General features: G+C 42.0%; 14 protein-coding genes. 7 read left to right on the top strand and 7 right to left on the bottom strand.

Annotation, left to right across the window (positions count from 1 at the left end; all coding sequences use genetic code 11):
- Positions 1-6: 6 nt before the first annotated feature.
- On the bottom strand, positions 7-513 hold the full coding sequence (locus L3V38_RS00615; protein WP_130150371.1) for a DUF3087 domain-containing protein: 507 nt from the start codon (positions 511-513) through the stop codon (positions 7-9).
- Between the two features lie 118 nt (positions 514-631).
- Between L3V38_RS00615 and L3V38_RS00610 the strand changes: the two genes are divergently transcribed.
- The 5 genes from L3V38_RS00610 to L3V38_RS00590 all read left to right on the top strand — a co-directional run bounded on the left by L3V38_RS00610 (position 632) and on the right by L3V38_RS00590 (position 5,105).
- Positions 632-1,279 carry an energy transducer TonB gene (locus L3V38_RS00610; protein WP_237118063.1) on the top strand — a complete coding sequence of 216 codons (648 nt, stop codon included), beginning with the start codon at positions 632-634 and terminating at the stop codon, positions 1,277-1,279.
- Positions 1,280-1,291: 12 nt separating this feature from the next.
- Positions 1,292-1,837 (top strand): sigma-70 family RNA polymerase sigma factor, encoded by a 546-nt coding sequence (locus L3V38_RS00605; RefSeq protein ID WP_237118062.1) that lies wholly within the window; start codon positions 1,292-1,294, stop codon positions 1,835-1,837.
- A complete protein-coding gene (locus L3V38_RS00600) occupies positions 1,827-2,426 on the top strand; it encodes a hypothetical protein (RefSeq protein ID WP_237118061.1) in 600 nt (199 codons plus the stop codon). Before L3V38_RS00605 ends, L3V38_RS00600 begins: the two co-directional genes overlap by 11 nt.
- 294 nt (positions 2,427-2,720) lie before the next feature.
- Positions 2,721-3,833 (top strand): Fic family protein, encoded by a 1,113-nt coding sequence (locus L3V38_RS00595; protein ID WP_237118060.1) that lies wholly within the window; start codon positions 2,721-2,723, stop codon positions 3,831-3,833.
- 135 nt (positions 3,834-3,968) lie between these two features.
- Complete coding sequence (locus L3V38_RS00590; protein ID WP_237118059.1) at positions 3,969-5,105, top strand: PQQ-dependent sugar dehydrogenase; 1,137 nt, start codon at positions 3,969-3,971, stop codon at positions 5,103-5,105.
- A gap of 148 nt (positions 5,106-5,253) precedes the next feature.
- Here the strand turns inward: L3V38_RS00590 and L3V38_RS00585 are convergent, their stop codons facing one another.
- Both L3V38_RS00585 and pbp4b read right to left on the bottom strand, forming a co-directional pair.
- Positions 5,254-6,630, bottom strand: a complete 1,377-nt coding sequence (locus L3V38_RS00585; protein ID WP_062569592.1) for a Na+/H+ antiporter NhaC family protein — start codon at positions 6,628-6,630, stop codon at positions 5,254-5,256.
- Between the two features lie 94 nt (positions 6,631-6,724).
- Positions 6,725-9,172, bottom strand: a complete 2,448-nt coding sequence (gene pbp4b / locus L3V38_RS00580) for a penicillin binding protein PBP4B (protein WP_237118058.1) — start codon at positions 9,170-9,172, stop codon at positions 6,725-6,727.
- Between the two features lie 327 nt (positions 9,173-9,499).
- Here pbp4b and L3V38_RS00575 point away from each other — a divergent pair, with 327 nt between their 5' ends.
- Both L3V38_RS00575 and L3V38_RS00570 read left to right on the top strand, forming a co-directional pair.
- A complete protein-coding gene (locus tag L3V38_RS00575; protein WP_062569591.1) occupies positions 9,500-10,345 on the top strand; it encodes a MurR/RpiR family transcriptional regulator in 846 nt (281 codons plus the stop codon).
- A 349-nt stretch (positions 10,346-10,694) separates the two neighbouring features.
- The gene (locus tag L3V38_RS00570; protein WP_237118057.1) at positions 10,695-13,748 is read left to right on the top strand and encodes a TonB-dependent receptor; all 3,054 of its coding nucleotides are present in this window, start codon (positions 10,695-10,697) and stop codon (positions 13,746-13,748) included.
- Positions 13,749-14,056: 308 nt separating this feature from the next.
- On the opposite strand, the gene L3V38_RS00565 is transcribed toward L3V38_RS00570, so the two are convergent.
- Genes L3V38_RS00565 through L3V38_RS00550 form a run of 4 tightly spaced genes read right to left on the bottom strand, consistent with a single transcriptional unit; the run spans position 14,057 to position 18,640 of the window.
- Positions 14,057-15,235 carry a DUF1343 domain-containing protein gene (locus tag L3V38_RS00565; protein ID WP_237118056.1) on the bottom strand — a complete coding sequence of 393 codons (1,179 nt, stop codon included), beginning with the start codon at positions 15,233-15,235 and terminating at the stop codon, positions 14,057-14,059.
- Positions 15,235-16,170, bottom strand: a complete 936-nt coding sequence (murQ, locus tag L3V38_RS00560) for an N-acetylmuramic acid 6-phosphate etherase (RefSeq protein WP_237118055.1) — start codon at positions 16,168-16,170, stop codon at positions 15,235-15,237. The genes L3V38_RS00565 and murQ overlap by 1 nt, the downstream gene beginning before the upstream one ends.
- On the bottom strand, positions 16,160-17,071 hold the full coding sequence (locus tag L3V38_RS00555; RefSeq protein WP_237118054.1) for a BadF/BadG/BcrA/BcrD ATPase family protein: 912 nt from the start codon (positions 17,069-17,071) through the stop codon (positions 16,160-16,162). The genes murQ and L3V38_RS00555 overlap by 11 nt, the downstream gene beginning before the upstream one ends.
- Positions 17,072-18,640 carry a sodium:solute symporter gene (locus L3V38_RS00550; protein ID WP_237118053.1) on the bottom strand — a complete coding sequence of 523 codons (1,569 nt, stop codon included), beginning with the start codon at positions 18,638-18,640 and terminating at the stop codon, positions 17,072-17,074.
- Positions 18,641-18,696: the final 56 nt, after the last annotated feature.

Below are 18,696 nucleotides of genomic sequence, written 5' to 3'. Positions count from 1 at the left end.
GCACCCTTAAAATTGCTTTAAGATTGACTCATCATAACATTCTGCATCAAGCGAGAGATTGTATTTATCTGCCACACTATCAAGCTCAGCCTGCTTAATTGCTAACTCATCCATGGTAATGGTGTTGTCATCAAGCTGCCATAACAAACGCGACCCCGCATAGCTGTAATGAATGGCTAACAAAGCATCGGCATTGCCCTCACGCCCTGCTGCTTTTAACTTTGGCATTTTGCGGGTGATTTTATTAAGGGCTTTTTTAAGCTCCCACACATAAACAATTTCAGTCATATAATCATGGTTGCGGTACTTATTAAGCACAAAGCCCACCAGCACACTACACACAACAACACCTAACAAGTTCCAATGAAAATGGCTACCGCTTGGGTCAGGGAAGAACGCAATTAGCGCTTGTGAAATGGCTAAACTGCCAACGGCTAAAGCTATGATGCAGGCAATAATCACGTGGTTTAAATGTTTACGGTAACGGGCTTTATCTATTTGAATAAGTTTCATAACAACCTAAAAAGTCACACTAAAATTAGTGAAGAAATAAAAAGTGAAAAAATTTTCACCCCTTTTTTATTTGCCAGCCGTTTTAGCTATGAAAGCAATTATCCAAAGAGGAACGGCTATGCATACTTTACCACTAAACTCAGCAAGCTTGAATAACAGCAATACCGCTTTAAAGACAAGCGCAGCAATTATTGGCGGCGGTGTAATGACCTTTGCAGCATTTGCCTTCATGCAGTACTTAATTTCTGCTGAGCAAAGAGCCGATGTAGAGCTAGGTCCAGATATCACGGTTGAAATTTATGAAGTACCTGAAGACTCAAAAGTACAAGTAAAACAAACACTGCCGCCACCGCCAGTTGCTAAAATGCCGCCAAAAGCGCCACCACGCCCTGCGGCTGAAACCCCAGATACAATGGTCATTGCCGATGCAACACCAACAATGACCTTTGATGGCATTGGCGACACACTTAGTAAAACCATTAATCAACCAACGGGAGATGCAACGCCTATCGTGCGTATAAACCCTAAATATCCGCCGGTCGCAGCCCGCGATGGTATTGAAGGCTGGGTGCAAATTAGCTTTAGCATTTCACCAACGGGCGAAGTGATTGACCCTGTTATTATTGATGCTGAGCCAAAACGGGTATTTGACCGCGAAGCAATTCGCGCGATTAAACGTTGGAAATATCGCCCTAAAGTTGTTGAAGGTGTGGCACAATTACAAACAAACCAAAGCGTTCAACTTGATTTTAAAATAGATGGATAACTGCCTATACTAATGAGCATCAAGACATGGTTATTTGACAAACCAAACACAGATTGTTTGGCTCAGTACGCCAAAACGGGCGACAACCGTTACCTTAACCAACTCGTTGCTCAATACGGGAACGATCTTTATCACTACCTAGTCACACAAAGTGATAAAGATCTTGCCCTTGATATATGCCAGCAAACCTGGTTGAAAGTCATTGATAAACGTGACTTTTACACTGCTCAAAACAACCCAAAAGCATGGCTATTTCGGTTAGCACGTAATTTGTTAATTGATGAATTTCGTAAGCAGCAAAAGTTCGTTGAATTAGAAGACAATCAACTATTTGCTGAAGCGCAGGATGCAAGTTATCACTACGACTACGAAGCCTTTGATAAAGCACTTATGGCACTTAGCTTTGTACAACGAGAAGCGCTGACCTTACAGCAAGAAGGCTTTAGTCTCGAAGATATTGTTGCTATCACACAAAGTAACCCAGAGACTATTAAAACTCGGCTGCGATATGCCCGTCAAAACCTGAAACAACAACTAGGAAGCCATTATGAAGCGTAACGACGAGCAATTCGATGCTGATTTAAAAGCACATTTTCAAAAACGTAAGGCAGAGCACAGCTTAAGCAGCGACGAGCTTTCACACATGCAAAAGCCACAGTCGGCAACGCCAAGAGCACAGCGCTTTTTAGGCCTGCAAATGACCGGAGTATTTGCTGCTTTAGCGATTCTTGGTTTTGTCATGCTGCAATACAACAACCGCGAGTTAACCGATGTTTATGCTGTAGATTTATCAGATTATCAATGGCTTGAGGTACACGAACTAGACGTCAATGGCAGCTATGTGAGTAATCTTAAACAGCAAAAACAAAACCTAGATGCGAACTACCAACAAGCATTAGCTAATCACCAAACCCGTACCCGCTTCACCGGCCGTCTAGTCAGTGTTGATAACGACTGGTACATCGCAGACTGTGAGCAAAATGTCATAGTACAAATTAAACAATCACTCCTTGAAGAGCTACAAAAACACGGCACCCTAGACACCCATATTCACCAAGGTGACTTACTCGCCCTAGACCAAAACAAGCAAGGCCAAATCATCGCGCTTAAACAGCTAACCTATGAAGCGAAAAAGTGTGAAGCTTGAAAAAGCTATCCGATTTAAAACAAAGTTAGCGAGTTAAAAGAGTAAAGTTGCGAGCTTATAGGTAGCAACGGGTTTACCCCGCGTAGGCGTGAAATTTATTTCACGCGATGGTTTCTGAAGCTACTACTAGTACGAAGTACGCGATAAAAAAATCTGCATTATTAATTTGGCATGGGTGTTTGATATTCAACATTGAGAAGAAGCCATAATCAAATCAATTTTTGATTTGATTAAACTCAAAAAACAACTCACAATATGATTTGATATTAAGCGTAATTCAAATCAGGTGATGGTATGTGGATATGGCAACAAGCTAACTGGCCTAACTTTGCTTGGAATGAAAACCTCATTGAACCTCTCGTTAGAAACACACGGTTTAACCAAGGTATTTTACTTGGGAAAGTGACAAGCCAAGTTCAAGACCAAACAGAAAACCTCCTTGATACCCTATTGGCGAACATTATCCACTCAAGTGCTATTGAAGGTGAAAACCTAAACGCCTTTTCAGTACGCTCATCCTTAGCGAACAAACTAGGGATATCAGAAGAACAGCCTTTTCCTACCACTGAGCAAACAGATGGTTTAGCAGAAATTATGCTTGATGCGGTGAGCAACCTCGACTCCCCCCTATCACTAGAAAGAATTTTGCACTGGCATAAACGCTTGTTCCCCAAAGATAATTCATTATTAACTAACATTATCGGCGGGCAATTAAGAGGTAACACTCCCATGCAAGTTGTATCTGGGCGAATAGACAAACCAACGGTTCACTTCGAAGCGCCAAGTCGCGCTATTTTAGATAAAGAACTAACGCAGTTTATTAGTTGGTTCAATGAATCCAAGCTAGATGTCTCTTTAGATCCACTAATAAGAGCTGCTATCACTCATTTATGGTTTGTTACCCTACATCCACTTGACGACGGTAATGGTCGAGTAACGCGTTTACTTACTGACTTAGCTTTAGCCCAAGCAGAGCAACAATCAGTCAGGTTTTATGCAATGTCTGTCGGTATTTTGGCAAATAGAAAAAGCTACTACGAAACGCTTGAACAAACCCAAAAAGGAAGTTTGGATATAACAACTTGGTTGGTGTGGTTTTTTAATACCTTAAATTCAACCTTTGAGGGCGTACAGCAGGAAATTGATAGAACAATTTTTAAAGCTAATTACTGGCGCTCAATTGATATAAGCAAATTAGCCAAAGAGCAAATAAAAGTCCTGAACCGTATGCTTGATGGTGATTTTGAAGATGGTATTTCTACCTCCCAGTACCATAAAGTTGCAAAGGTTAGTAAACCAACAGCCACAAGGCATTTAGTTGCTTTAGTCGAAAAGCATTGTTTAGTGAAAGCTGGTGCAGGCAGAAGCACACGCTATTTATTGAATAGGCATTTTCACGCGAAATAAATTTCACGCCTAAAGTTACAGCTTATTTTTATCCCGCTTTTCCTACCAATAATCGCACATTGCTCTAATGTTAATAACACTTTAATGCTGAACCAGCTAGGCTAATAACATCGTGTTTTAAAATATGGAGTTACTATGAAAAGGTCTTTGTTTAACAGTTTAATCATTGCCTCGATTAGCTTATCGAGCTTGCAAGCGTGTGCTCAGCCGGAGCAAAAGATTCCTCTGGATGCCAGCGCGAATAACTACAAACTAGAATTAGTAAGCGAAGGAATTCAAATTCCTTGGGGTATGGCTTGGCTTAACGAGCGTGACTTACTTGTCACTGATAGGCGTGGCGAGCTTAGATTAATTCGTGATGGCAAACTCGTTGAGCAAACAGTTAAAGGAACTCCTAAAGTGCATGATGAAGGCCAAGGGGGCTTATTAGATATAGAGCTTGATCCGAACTTTGCCGACAATGGTTGGATTTACTTCTCGTACTCGGGTTATGAAGGCGATGGTGAGGGTTACAATACCTCGATTATGCGCGCCCGCTTTAAAGATATGGCACTTGTTGACCAGCAACTGCTGTTTGATGGCGAGCCAAATATTAAAACAACGAAACACTATGGTTCGCGTATTGAATTCGACAAAGACGGTTACCTGTACTTCTCTATTGGCGACCGCGGCAAAAGAGACGTTCACCCACAAAGCCTAGACTATGATGCGGGTAAAATTCACCGTATCAATAGCGATGGCTCTATCCCTAAATCAAACCCGTTTTATAACCATAAAACGACTCATAAAAGCATTTATTCATATGGACACCGTAACCCTCAAGGTATGGCTATGCATCCTGAAACGGGGGTTATATGGAGCCATGAACATGGCCCTCGTGGCGGCGATGAAATTAACATAGTTAAAGCGGGTGCAAACTATGGTTGGCCTGAGATCACCTATGGGATCAACTACATTGGCACAACAATTACCGACGAAACCAGCCGCGCAGGAATGGAGCAGCCTGATTGGTATTGGGTGCCTTCAATTGCCCCTTCTGGAATGGAATTTATCACCAGCGATAAATACCCACAGTGGCAAGGTCACATTGCCGTGGGTTCGATGAAATTTGGCCACCTCGTTTTGGTAAAGCTTGATGGCGACAAAGTAACAGGCCACAGCAAGGTATTTGAAGGTGTAGGTCGTGTACGCAGCCTTGCCACCCACCCTAATGGTGATTTATATCTTGGCGTTGATGGTGTGGGTGTTTATAAGGTTGTACCTAAGATATAACTGTAAGATTTGAACCTGCGGGTTATCGAGTATTGTAGGCGTGAAATTTATTTCGCGATGTTTTTTGCAATATACAAGCAATAAAAAACCACAGAGAAAGTCTGTGGTTTTTACGTATAGCTTACAGCGATTAACTTCAAGCTATTAATTATAAAACAATAATACTCGTTACTAGATAAGCGATGAAGGTTAACGCACCGCCGAATAAAGCATACGGCATTTGGGTTTTCACGTGAGTTAATAAATCACACCCTGATGCAATGGCCGATACCGCGCTGGTATCTGAAATTGGCGAGCAGTGATCGCCAAACACACCGCCACCTAAAATAGCCGCAATCACTAATGAAGGTGGTAAACCCAAAGCTTGAATGAGCGGTACACCGATTGGAATCAGAATCGCGAATGTGCCCCATGAAGTACCTGTGGTAAATGAAATTACCGCACCTGTTAAGAATAACACTGGCACAACCAAGTAAATAGGTAAAAAATCACCTACTAGGCCAGCCACAAATACACCTGTACCTAAGTCTTTCAAGCTTGCACCTAAGGTGAGCGATAGCAATACAATCGACACTAATGGCAGTAACTCACCCATGCCTTTAAAGCCAATATCAACAAGCTTATGGTGAGTAAATTCACGAGAACTAATCATTAAAAAGTACGCCACAACACAAGCTAAAATAGTGGCATACAACACTGATTTAGAACCACTACCACTGGCAATATCGCCATCGCCAGTCCAGAACATAAAGCCAACCATGCTACCAATTAAGGTAATAAGTGGAATAAGCATGTAACGGGCTTTAGAGCCTTTTACTTCTTCTGCAAGCTCAGTTTCTTGCTGCTCAAAATTCTCTTCCGCTTGCTTTAAAGGGCCATGTACTTTGTCGAAAGTAATCGTATAAAACACGATAAGTAACGCGATAATAGCGTAGAAGTTATAACCAATGCTGCCCCACAGCACAGATACCGCAGACTCTTCCATTTCGTAATTACTCAGCAGACCAAGCACATATGCGCCCCAGCCATTGAGTAAAATTAAGATACACACAGGTGCGCTGGTACTATCAATAATGTAAGCAAGACGCGCTCTGCTCATTTTAAATTTATCGAATAAGCCACGAGACAAAATACCCGAAGTTAAAACACTTAAGTTCGATTCAATAAATACCGCAATCCCCGAGAACATGGTTAAGTAACCCACTTGGCGCTTACTTTTTGCCACGCCCTTATTCATTAATAAATTAACCGTTGCAGCCACACCACCCGATTCACGAATGTAGGCAAGTAAAGCACCAATTAAAATACTAAAAATAAGAATACGGCTATTACCTGGGGAACTGGCAACTTCAATAACCCGCTCAATGGTATTGATAAAGGTGAAAAACAAGGTATTACCTTCACCATTCAGAGCAAGTAAAAACTCAGACGACGCAACCGCGACCAATAACGCCATGATCACTTCTTTGCGCCAAAACACAATTAAGATAGCAATCAAGGGTGGTAAAATTGAATACCAAGACATAAAAACCCTTTTAAATTAAGATCAATATTTTATTTTTATTATGCTAAAACCCGCTAAGCTTAATGGCTTTACCGCTAAACTCAACTTAAATCGACTAGTGATTTAATATACTCTCATAAATCAGTGAGATAATAGAGCCATACTTGCCTGTTTCGAAGCGCTTTCCGACAAATTCGTAATTTTCTGGTGAGCCTTCAATGGGTGTATGCCGTGCATTGGTTAAAAGTACAATTGCTAGGTCATATTCGGGATCAATCACAGTTACTGTACCAGTCCAACCTGTATGACCAAAAGCGCGGGGGCTGGCATAAGGGCCAAAATGCCATTTACGCGCTTGGTGTCCTGCTCTTCGCCATCCTAAGCCATACGTTTCATCACTCGCTTGCGGCTGAGTGAACTGCGCAAGCACTTGTGGGGTAAATAATTGTTTATTATCGTAGCCACCGCCGTTTAGCAAAACTTGCATTAATACAGATAAATCTCCTGCGGTACTAAAAAGCCCCGCATGTCCTGCTACGCCACCTAAGGCATAAAACGCTTTTTCATCATGTACTTCACCTTGCAGTACATCGGTACGAATATTTTCAAATTCAATACGCCCACCGCGAGTGTTACCATTTATTTCAGTGGCGGCAATTTGCGAGGCTAAAAAGCCTTTTTGTAATGGGTTATAAACCGTGTGCGTTAAACCAAGTGGCTGATAAATTTGACTTTCAACATAAGCATCTAGGGGCATACCGCTGATACGCTCAACCAGCACACCTAGCAACATATAATCGATATCAGAATATAAGTGCTTTACGTTACGACCCGCAACAAAGGGAACACCAGTTAATAGTAGGTTTTTGGTACGCAGGCTATTTTGTGAAAAAAAGCGCTCACCAAATTTATTGTCTTTACGGTGAAAATCAACCACCGCAGGGTAACCTGCGCTGTGGGTAAGCAAGTCTTTCACTAAGCGCTGCTCGCGACCGCTGCCCCTAAATTCTGGTAGGTAATAAAACAGCGGTTTTTCTACGTTGAGTTTACCTTCGCTGGCAAGTTTCATCAGCGCAAAGTTAGTGGCAAACATTTTTGAGTTCGAGGCAATATCAAACAAAGTATCGTTTTGCATGGCTTGTGGGGTTTTAAGCTCACTGCCATCAGAATGGTACTTTTTAGCTGCGCCATAATGGCTTAATTTAATCAGTTTGCCATCTTTAACAATTGCAAGCACAGCCCCTGGAAAGCCCTCTTTAATCTCTTGATTAATTAATTCATCAACGGCGCTAAAGCTATGTTGACTGCTACTCTTAACAAGTTTAGGAAAAGGGAAACGTAAGGTTAAGCTTGCATCCGCAGGCTGGATATTTTCAACTTTAAACGTATTAATGCCATCATGAGTACGTTTATACAAGCTGTATTGGTAGGTTTGCTCTGCGGTAAGTGGCGAGGCAATATTAATTTTTTCACCATTAATATAAATGTCTGCGCTAATCGCATCGTGATTTTCAATAATTATTTCACCACGACCTTTATAAGCTGTAAATGTGCCTCGGTCGTTTACTAACGCGCGACTACTCGGATCAAGTGCAGGAATACGTGCTATCACTTGTGCATTAGCCAGTGTTTTTGGCTCTGGCTCAACCGTTTGCTGTTGCTGCTGATACTCTGCAAATAACCGCTCAAGTTTTTTAGGGAAGTACTTTTCTAATAATGCAAAAAGGACGGATGCAGTTCTAGCATCATTATTACCACTTACATGCCAAGGTAAAAAGTGCATTTGAAAGGCACTCAAAGCATCTAGGGTTTGAAAATCTAGCTGCCCTGTTGCAATCACCTCATAGCCGTAGCTGCGCAGCGCTTTTTGCACAAGCTCTGTTGAAGGTTTTGATGCACTAAATAACTGCCAATATTTATCAACGGTGTCGCTGTCGTACCACGCACCGACACCCGCTTTATAAAGTTGATACCAAGGAAAGCGCGGACCTGGGTCGTTCTTACGGCTTGGGGCAATATCAGAATGACCAATCACTTGAGTTGGGCCAATATCAGGGTTTCGAGCAAGAATATCTTTACTTAATTTGATAAGTAACTCAATTTGCTTGGCATCGTAATCAGGGTAGATACACAGTTTACTTGCATCATTTTGCATTGCTGGTTTACTTTGCTCAGGTGTGTGACAGGTAGGTACGTTAACGATTTCAATACCAATTGAGTGATCGTTTAAGTCTTCTCTGCCTTGCCAAAAACTACGCCCTGCGTGCCATGCTCTGTCTTTTTCATCAACGAGCTGAATAATTTCTAAATCGTCTTTTGGGTAACTTGAATCGCCCGACTCAGGTAATAAATAATGAGAGCTTAGGCCTCCTTCATCGACTAACGCACGCATCGATTTTTCGTAATCAATGGCGGTGTAATGCATCACTAAAAACTTTACCCGATGACTGTAGTTGGCTGATTGCGTATAGGTATATTGATTACTAGCACAGCTAACTAATAATGCCGCACTACAAAGATAACACAGCTGTTTAAGTAATGTTTTCAAAGGGATAAAACTCATAACCGATTCATACCTGATGATTTAAGCGTTGACGATTCTCAGCAATACAGTAGCAACACCCATGTAACATGTAAAATATTTTATTTTACATAACTGGAATAAAAAGCATATTTTATCTTTCTCATGGTAAATATTGAGTACACTCAATAATTAGTGTTGTATCTATTATGGAATAAAACTATATTATTCCATCTAAATTAAGAAAAATATTCCAAACTTAAGTCAGCTAAAACAAAAATAAGTCGTCATGTTAAACAGCCATTGTGCCGTATTCATATTTGAAGCATGCAATAAGCAAGACTAAGTTAAATAAACAAAGTGAGCCCTATGTCTACTTTTGTAAAAATTAAAGCCTTACGCCAATCTTTATCGAGCAGCGAAGCTAAGCTGGCTGATTTCACATTAAATTCGGCTAACGCTATTCGTAATTTGTCATCGGTTGAATTAGCTAAAGTGGTTGGTGTGAGTCAATCAAGCGTGGTGAAGTTTTCACAAAAATTAGGTTATAAAGGTTTTCCTGCTTTTAAACTTGCAGTGATTGATGCCCTTAATGATGAAAGTAGCGAACCCAAACTCCATGGCAAAATTACTTTAAATGATTCGCTTGAGCAAATCGCTGAAAAATTACTGAGCAGTAAGCTTGCTGTTTTAACTGAAACAAAAAACCTTAACGAAGCTGCTGCAATTGAAAAAGCTGTCGAGCTATTAAAATCAGCAAAACGCATTCTTATTTGCGGCGTGGGTGGTTCAGCACTGGTTGCAAAAGACTTTTCATATAAATTACAAAAGCTCGGTATGCCAGCAATCGCTGAGCCAGATGGACATGCACAACTTGCTTATGTGGCCACCTTTTCTAAGGGCGACTTAGTTATTGCTATTAGTGAGTCAGGTATGACCCGCGAAATTGCCGAAGTAGTTAAACAGGCCAAGAAAAATGCAAGCTCAGTGATCTCAGTAACTAAGTTTGGTAGCAGCCTAGTTGCCGACTCAGCAGATGTAAAACTCTACTCTGTCGCTGAAGGAGAATCTGTTCGCCTATCATCTATTTTAGCGCGAACAGCTCAGGACTTTGTAATTGATATTCTTTTTATCGCCCTTACACAATCGAGTCGCCAAGGTCGTAAATTGCTGGAACATTCTAACGAAGTTGTTGGCGAATTTAAGAATAACTAATTTAGTTTTTTACGCTTATTTGAATAACAAAGCAGCTTAGGCTGCTTTTTAATAATTTTTGTTTTAAATACTCTCCCCACCCCTTATAACTTCAAATCCCAAACTTACCTGTGAGAATGAATTACAGAATGCACAAACAGCATGGTGCCTTTGCACAGTCTACAAACTGCCTATTTTTTACCCAATACCACTTGTATATTTTATTCCCAACAAACAATATTTAAATGAAAAAATATTCTTGACCAACACTAATAACACCTGTTTAATATGTGGGCAACATAATTTTAAAGTTCATGTCTCAACTGGGTAAGTAGTCCACCAAAGCATATAAATATAAGGACGGGAAACAATGAAACAACATGCATCCTCTCTCGCGCTAAGCTACATAGCAAAAGCGACTAACCATGCACTTCGCACAAAAAAAACAGCCTTAACAGGCGTTATTATGGCCGCAGCATTAACAAGCGCACCAGCCTTAGCTAATCTAACAGGCGGAATCAAAGGTAAAGTATCAACACCAGCGGCACAACAATCATTGGCAGGGATCACAGTTACAGCGAAAAGTAATGTCATGCCTAAAGCACGAACCGTTACTACACGTGAAGATGGCAGCTACGACTTACCACAGTTAAAACCTGGCACTTATGAACTAACCTTCACCGACAAAAACGGCGTTTCACAAACCATGATGGTTGATGTTTTGCTTGAGCAAACATCTAGCCTCAATATTACGTTAGGTGGCGCAGACGAAAATGTTGAAGTTATCACCGTAACCGGTAGTAAATTATATCGCCAAGGTAAGTCAGCACTAACAAACTCACTTGGTCAAGAAGGTATCAATAATGTACCTGTAGGCCAAGATTACCGTGATTTATTAAAACTTGTGCCAGGGGTAGAGCTTTCTGCAAATACAACATTAGGCCCCTCAGCAGGTGGCTCTGGTGTAGACAATTCGTATGGTTTTGATGGGGTAAATGTATCGCTGCCTATGTACGGTAACTTGGCGTCTGAACCTTCAACCCATGATGTTGCTTATGTAACCATGGACCGCGGTGGCGCGAAAGCGGTTGGTTTTAACCGCTCTGGTGGTTTTTCTGTTAATACCGTGTCTAAGTCTGGTACTGATGAATTCCACGGTAACATCGAATACAAAGCACAGCCAAAAAGCTTTGTTGCAACGCCAGTGGGTGAAGAAAGCTATGAGATGGATAAAAGCTGGCTAACTGCAAGTTTAGGCGGCCCACTTATCGAAGATACCCTCTATTTTTATACCTCGTATTATCGCCCTGAAGAAACACGCTCTAATAAAGGCACGGCCTATGGTGATGTTAAAGACTATGAAAGTATCCGCGATGAATACTTTGGTAAATTAACTTGGGCACCGACCGACGATATTTTAATTAATATTTCACAACGAACCTCGGATAAAACACTTAAAGGTCGCTCAATTGGTGCTTACGAAACAGATAGCGTCTCTGCAGGTGATAAAGCTGATCAAGATATCTTTACACTAGATGGGTCATGGATTTTAGGCTCTGCAACCACCCTATCATTCCAGTACAGTAAATTTGATTTAGAAACGGGTTCACAACCTGATAACCCGCTGAGTGTTGTTCCTTCATTAAACGGCCAACTTGATGTCAATAATCTAACGGAAATGGGTTATTTTTCAGTACCTAGCTTAATAGACTATGATCCCGCTGACGGGTTCACCGAAGAACAAATTGCGATACACAACGCTGGAGCCTCAGCACTCATCAACACCTATGGTTATCTAGAAGATGGCGTGATGAAAGGCAGTGGCGGTGTAGGTGCATTTGCAACTTATGATAATCAAAACTTCTATCGTGACTCTTTTGAAATAAACCTAGAGCATGAATTTGACTGGGGCGATACATATCACACACTTCATTTTGGTGCGAAATGGGAAGAAGGTGAAGAGCAACTTACACGCTTATCAAATGGTTGGGGACGTATTGCATACATTGGTGGCTTAGTTGATCCTGATGCCGATACTGAAGGCTTTGACCCTGCTGATGCGATTTACCGTGCCCATGTACAGCAAATGAGCTTAGCAACCGATGGCGGCACAACAGTTTCGGGGATTAACTCAGAAACGCGAAGCCTCAACTTTGAAATTAACGATACCATTGAGCATGGGGATTGGACCTATAACTTAGGTTTACTTGTTAGCCAAGACACTTGGTATGGCCAAGGCTTGAAAAAGAAATCTGGCACAATCTCTGGCTACGAAGTCGCTCCTGGTCACAAATATGAAATGTATCAAACAGATTGGAAAGATATGCTGCAACCGCGATTAGGTGCAACATGGACCTACTCAGGTGAAGACTCAATATTTGCCAACTTTGCAATCTATAACCCAGAAGCAAGCTCACTTTCACGGGCAGCATCTTGGGACCGTAATACTCGCGCCGAAATCGAACTGCTTTTAGATGAATCGGGTAATATTCTTTCGGCATCTCCGCGCCGTGGTTCATCAGGTAAAGCATTTCAAGAAGATATGAAACCTCGTCGTATTAACGAGTTTACATTGGGTACAACCAAGTATATTGGCTCAGACTTAGTATTACGTGCTCACGTACGTCACCGTAAAGGTATGCACTTTTGGGAAGATATGCCAAATACAGCACGCTTAACAGACTACTCTGACGTTGATGCTGACGGCGTACCACAGCATATTGCAGACAAAGGTTTATATATTGATAACCTAGATGCGATTCGCGATGAAATCGGTGGTTCTTCGTATGTAATCGCCGAGGTTGATGGCGGTGAAACCAAGTACTGGGAAGCAAGCATCGAAGCTGAGTACATGGGTGAAAATACCTATATCAATGCCTCTTATGTATGGAGCCACTACTACGGTAACTTTGACCAAGACAACACCACCACAACCAACGATGCCAACAACTTCATTGGCTCGTCGTACTATGGTGATGGCCGCGGCCGTTATTCATGGGATAACCGTTACGGTAAGCTCTCAGGCGATAAACCACATCTATTAAAAGTGTATGGTTATTACACATTGCCTTGGGAAGCCAACTTAGGTGCTTATTTCGTATTCCAATCTGGCAGTGCATGGGAGAACTGGGATGGTACTCGATATGGCTACTCGTCAACCTCAACATCTAGCCACGTGAGCCGCTATGCAGAACCTGCTGGTACTCGCAGAACAGCAAGCCATTGGCAACTTGACTTGAACTACACGCAAGACTTTAAGTTCTCAGGTGATATGGAATTACAATTGCGTGCTGACTTATTCAATGTGTTTAATCGTCAAACGGGCTATAACAAAAACCCATATGTAATTGATGAAAACTACGGTGAATCACGCAGCTACTATAACCCTCGCAGCTTACAGTTATCAGTTAACTTTAAGTTCTAAACCAGTTAAATCCTGTTGGGGGTCGCATATGCGGCCCTTTTTTATACTCAATAAACTGAGCAACATACCTACCTTGATTACGCTCTCGCTTCTCTATTTTTTAACGGATAGAATCTGCATATAAAAAATATTTTAGAAAGTAGAAGAACAGTCTTCCAAGAGTAGCTTTAAGCGACGAGTATCCTGATGCCTTTTATATAACTAAAGCCAAGGCGTTTCATAGCTGTTGTGTATCTATTTTAAGATTTAATTGAATTGTTAGGTTTAGCTAAAACTAAAAACGAGGCCTGTGCCTCGTTTTGTAATTATTACTGATAAAGTAAATAAGGTTGTCGCTGTCGTTTAAAGGTAGCTAAATCCTCCTGCCAGCTTTGCCTAATTTGTTGCTCAGTTTGGCCTGCTTCAATGGCTAAACGTAATTTATCCGTGCCTGCGAGCTTATCCATAAAGTCAGGACGTTCAAAAAAAGTCTGATTGGTATCTCGCAACGTTTGGTAGGCCGAAATAAATACACTTAAATCTAGACCATGAATATCAGCATCTCGTAAGTCTTGCCCAAATACTTCGACCCCTTTGAATTTAGGGTGCATTGAAGCACCTTTAATCGCCCTTGGCGTAAAACTAAATTCGCCAAGTTTAACTGGCGAGTAACCAACAACTTGAAACGGAAAATCAGTACCACGGCCAATAGTTACAGGGGTTGCTTCAAAGAAGCACAATGATGGATAAAGCGCAATTGACTGGGCATTCGGTAAGTTAGGACTAGGCTTTATTGGTAGCTCATAAGCCATAGTACGGTCATAATTTGCAACAGGCACGACACTCAGCTCAAGCTTATCAGCGTCATTTATCCAACCTTCACCTTTGATCATTTGAGCAAGTTCAGCCACTGTCATACCATGTAAAACAGGAATTTCGTGCATGCCAACAAACGAGCGAAATTGTGGTTCAAGGATAGGCCCATCAACATAAGCAATATTCGGGCTTGGCCTATCGAGTACCACAACCTGTTTACCATTTTCAGCGGCAGCTTCCATCACGTAATGCATTGAGCTTATATAGGTATAAAAACGCACACCGACATCTTGAATATCAAAAATAATAACGTCTAAATCAGCGAGCATCTCAGGGCTTGGCTTTTTATTGCTGCCATAAATAGATACAACATCGATACCTGTTTTAGCATCTACCGTGCTTTTAACGTGAGCTCCAGCGTCATGATCGCCGCGAAAGCCATGCTCTGGGGCAAATATTTTACTAACGACAACGCCTTTATCTAGTAATGCATCAACCAGGTGTTGACCATTCACCACTGATGTTTGATTAACGACCAAGCCAACACGTTTCCCTGTTAATGCAGGTACATAAGCTTGAAAATTGGCCGCGCCCACCTGCAAAGGCTGCAGCTTCTGAGCTGCTTGTACAGGCGTTTCTTGGCAACCTAAAAGCGCAAAACAACTAACGAGTAATACAGCTAAAAAGCGCATTATTTTTCAACCGCCTTACGTAAAAAGCCACCTGCTTTTGACAATAACTGTTTTGCTTCAGGGGCTGGTTTTCCGGTTAATACGATTAAAATGGCCAGTTTTGCACTTTGCTCAGCTTGCTTTAATGCATCCACGGCTTGCTGCTGAGAGCAATCTGTTGCTTGCATGACAATACGAATAGCACGAGCGTGTAGCTTTTCGTTACTGGCATTCACATCAACCATCAGGTTTTTATAAACTTTACCCGTGCGGATCATGCTGGCTGTACTTAGCATATTCAACACCAGTTTCTGTGCAGTGCCCGATTTCATACGTGTAGAACCAGTAACAGCTTCTGCCCCCACCACGGGGCAAATGCCGATTTGTGGTAAACGCATCACTGCTGAATCAGGGTTACAGGTGACACCGACAGTGACACAACCAAGTGATTTAGCGTATTCAATTGCCGAGCAAACATAAGGAGTACGACCGCTGGCGGCAATGCCAACCACCACATCTTTACTGGTTAAATTGGCATTTTTTAAGTCTTCAATAGCGAGTGTTGTACTATCTTCAGCGCCTTCTACGGCTTTTTTAACCGCAGTGTCACCACCAGCAATAATGCCGAGCACTTGCTGATCGCTCACGCTATAAGTAGGCGCACATTCAACCGCATCTAAAATGCCTAAACGACCACTAGTACCAGCACCAATGTAAATTAATCTGCCACCTTGTTGAAATGCTTCAACTACATGATCGACAGCTTCACTAATTTGTGGGATCACTCGTTTCACGGCACCCGCTACTTTATGATCTTCATTATTGATTTTAGTGAGGATCTCAGTGGAGCTGAGCAGATCGATATCCAAAGTGTCTGGGTTTTGTCCTTCAGAGACAATACCGTTTAACTCTTCGAGTAACTCACGTTGTTGCTTAAAGACGTGCTCAGGGCTCATTGGGTTGTCCTTTTTCAATAATGTCATGGTAATGCTTTGCCGCTAAAATGGCGGCACCAGTTAGTGAATCTCCTTTGCAAGGAGATAATTCGTTTTGTAAAGCGAGTGGCAATAACGGCTGGCTAACTTTCGCCAAACCACCAATTAAAATCACAGGTAATGGCGAGTTGCCTCGGCTTTTATTGATTAACCGAACCACCGATTGGGTGTGCTCTGTTAATACCGTTTTTGCCGCTTCACAGTCATTTTGTAAGCTAAACACCAACGGGCTAAATGCTGCATAATCCGCGGGTTTTGCTTGTTTAAGCCAATTACTAATTGTTTGACGAGTGCATCCTAGCTGTTCACTCAAACGAATCGTTAATCGGCTTTTTGGTAAATCGTAACTATCTATGTCGTTTAATAATTGCTGCACAGCCATTAGGCCAATACGCGCACCACCGCCAAAATCATCAACGGTAAAACCCCAGCCGCTCACCAACTTAGTTTGCTTTTGCGCGTTTAATCGTGCTCCGACAGCACCGGTGCCAAGGGCAATAACCACACATGGGTCACCAAGATTAGCACCATATAGTGACGTAATTGCATCGCTGGTAATTTGCAAACTGGCAAACTCTATTTCATACACCAGTTTCAGCATCACTGTTAATTGCTCAGCAAGACTCTGCGATGAGCCACCAGCAACCCCCATAACGGTGACGATTTCACTTGGCTCTGCGCCACTTTGCTGGCAAACATCACGGGTCACTTTAACAATGTTTTCTAACGCTAAATCAAGATCATTCGAGATTGATGCTGAACCCGCTTGGGCACGAAAAGTAGCGCCACTTGCCTGCTCTTTTAGCTCTGCTAACACTTTGGTACCACCACCATCGATGGCTAAAACATAGCGTACGGCCATTTATGCACTCTTCTCGTGCGCCGCTTTACCAAGGCAACACACCAATATCGCAAGCAAAGTGCCAATGCATAGCTGCCAAGTAAAGCCTAAGTAAAAACGCATTGATTCAGGTAGTAGCCAGTCAATCATGTACGGCTGCATTAGTAAGGTCACCATAAAGCCCGCTATTAGCGCTGCTAACACTGAACCTTCACTGCCTCGTTTGGTGAACAAGGTCGTAAAATACACACCTAACAAACCGCTGTACGAGAACACCATTACACTTAGCGCAAATTTTAATAATGGCATATCACTGTATTGCTGCCAGAAATAACAAAGAATAGCCATTAGCGCCAGGGCAAGGCTAACCAGTGCCATCCCTACACGACCCGCTTTAACAAAGTGATGGTCGCTTACTTGTTTGTGTTGTTTTTCTAAGTACGGGCGATAGATATCTTGTACAATGACTGAAGACATCGAACTAAGCCCAGAGTTCAACGTAGAAATAGCGGCAGCAATAATACCCACACTGACTAAACCTTTAACCCCAGCTGGTACTTCGTTCAATACGTAGTACATAAAGATTGTGATTTTTTCGCCATTAAATTCTTGTACAACCGTTTTCCCTGCCTCGCTATTCATTAATGCAGGTTGCTGATAAACAATATAAAGCAGCAAACCAATAAAGATAAAAATAGCCATAACGGGGATCACCATCACCACCGATAGTAATAACGCTTTACTGCCTTCTTTTGGGCTTTTACAGGTTAATAAACGCTGCGTCATATCTTGGTCTAAACCAAATGCAGCGATGTTTAATAGCACAAACCCCGTTAACACAGAGGCCATGTTAAACACCCCTGACGGGCCAAAATCTAAATCAAATTTAAACAGTGCAAGTTTTGAATCTGCACCTGGGCTTGGCTCGTTCAGCGTTGCAATAATGGTTGAAAAATCAGCGGGTATAATACTCAGCAAGCACCAAATAACCGCAATAGCCGCACTGACATAAACGATGCTTTGCAGTACATCAGAATAAATAACGCTGCGAATGCCACCCAAAAAGGTATAAAGCAAACCCGCAAGTGCCAGTACTAAAGTCGCGATAACCACACTATCGGCATCGATATTGCCATATAGAATCATCGCCACAGCAATAGCAGCCATGTATAAACGGGCGCCACTGGCAAACACACGGCCAAATAAATACATCAAGCCACTACGGCGCTTGGCCTTTGGCCCGATACGTTTTTCAAGCAGTTCGTAAACGGTATACACTTTTTGCTGATAAAACTTTGGAATTAGAAACGCCGACACCACAAATGCCGCAATAAACGCACCGATATTAGTCGCAATATAAGAAAAATCACCTTGATAGCCTTGATCAGGCCCACCAATAAACGTTGCCGCTGATTGCGAAGTCGCTAAAACAGAAATAGCCACCATCCACGTTGGCATGCTATTTCCGCCTAGAAAAAAATCTTGGCTTGAGTTAGCGCGTTTGCGATTAAACCACCAGCCACTTAGCAATAAAATTGCACCGTAACTTGCGAATACTAGCCAATCGAGAAAAGCGTAATTTGCACTCATTTATTATCCTAACCCAAACCCTAACGGAATATATTATTCCATCATTATAACAAAAT

The sequence above is a fragment of the Pseudoalteromonas sp. L1 genome (assembly GCF_021728095.1).
Lineage (GTDB): Bacteria > Pseudomonadota > Gammaproteobacteria > Enterobacterales > Alteromonadaceae > Pseudoalteromonas.
The sequence above is the reverse complement of the archived record's forward strand: the minus strand, read 5'-3'. Positions and strand labels throughout refer to the sequence as shown.

Excerpts from the sequence above, each read along its gene's own strand:
- L3V38_RS00550 (WP_237118053.1), bottom strand. The coding sequence starts at position 18,640 with ATGAGTGCAAATTACGCTTTTCTCGATTGGCTAGTATTCGCAAGTTAC.
- L3V38_RS00605 (WP_237118062.1), top strand. The coding sequence starts at position 1,292 with ATGAGCATCAAGACATGGTTATTTGACAAACCAAACACAGATTGTTTG.
- murQ (WP_237118055.1), bottom strand. The coding sequence starts at position 16,170 with ATGAGCCCTGAGCACGTCTTTAAGCAACAACGTGAGTTACTCGAAGAG.
- L3V38_RS00595 (WP_237118060.1), top strand. The coding sequence starts at position 2,721 with ATGTGGATATGGCAACAAGCTAACTGGCCTAACTTTGCTTGGAATGAA.
- L3V38_RS00575 (WP_062569591.1), top strand. The coding sequence starts at position 9,500 with ATGTCTACTTTTGTAAAAATTAAAGCCTTACGCCAATCTTTATCGAGC.
- pbp4b (WP_237118058.1), bottom strand. The coding sequence starts at position 9,172 with ATGAGTTTTATCCCTTTGAAAACATTACTTAAACAGCTGTGTTATCTT.
- L3V38_RS00585 (WP_062569592.1), bottom strand. The coding sequence starts at position 6,630 with ATGTCTTGGTATTCAATTTTACCACCCTTGATTGCTATCTTAATTGTG.
- L3V38_RS00590 (WP_237118059.1), top strand. The coding sequence starts at position 3,969 with ATGAAAAGGTCTTTGTTTAACAGTTTAATCATTGCCTCGATTAGCTTA.
- L3V38_RS00570 (WP_237118057.1), top strand. The coding sequence starts at position 10,695 with ATGAAACAACATGCATCCTCTCTCGCGCTAAGCTACATAGCAAAAGCG.
- L3V38_RS00615 (WP_130150371.1), bottom strand. The coding sequence starts at position 513 with ATGAAACTTATTCAAATAGATAAAGCCCGTTACCGTAAACATTTAAAC.
- L3V38_RS00600 (WP_237118061.1), top strand. The coding sequence starts at position 1,827 with ATGAAGCGTAACGACGAGCAATTCGATGCTGATTTAAAAGCACATTTT.
- L3V38_RS00555 (WP_237118054.1), bottom strand. The coding sequence starts at position 17,071 with ATGGCCGTACGCTATGTTTTAGCCATCGATGGTGGTGGTACCAAAGTG.
- L3V38_RS00610 (WP_237118063.1), top strand. The coding sequence starts at position 632 with ATGCATACTTTACCACTAAACTCAGCAAGCTTGAATAACAGCAATACC.
- L3V38_RS00565 (WP_237118056.1), bottom strand. The coding sequence starts at position 15,235 with ATGCGCTTTTTAGCTGTATTACTCGTTAGTTGTTTTGCGCTTTTAGGT.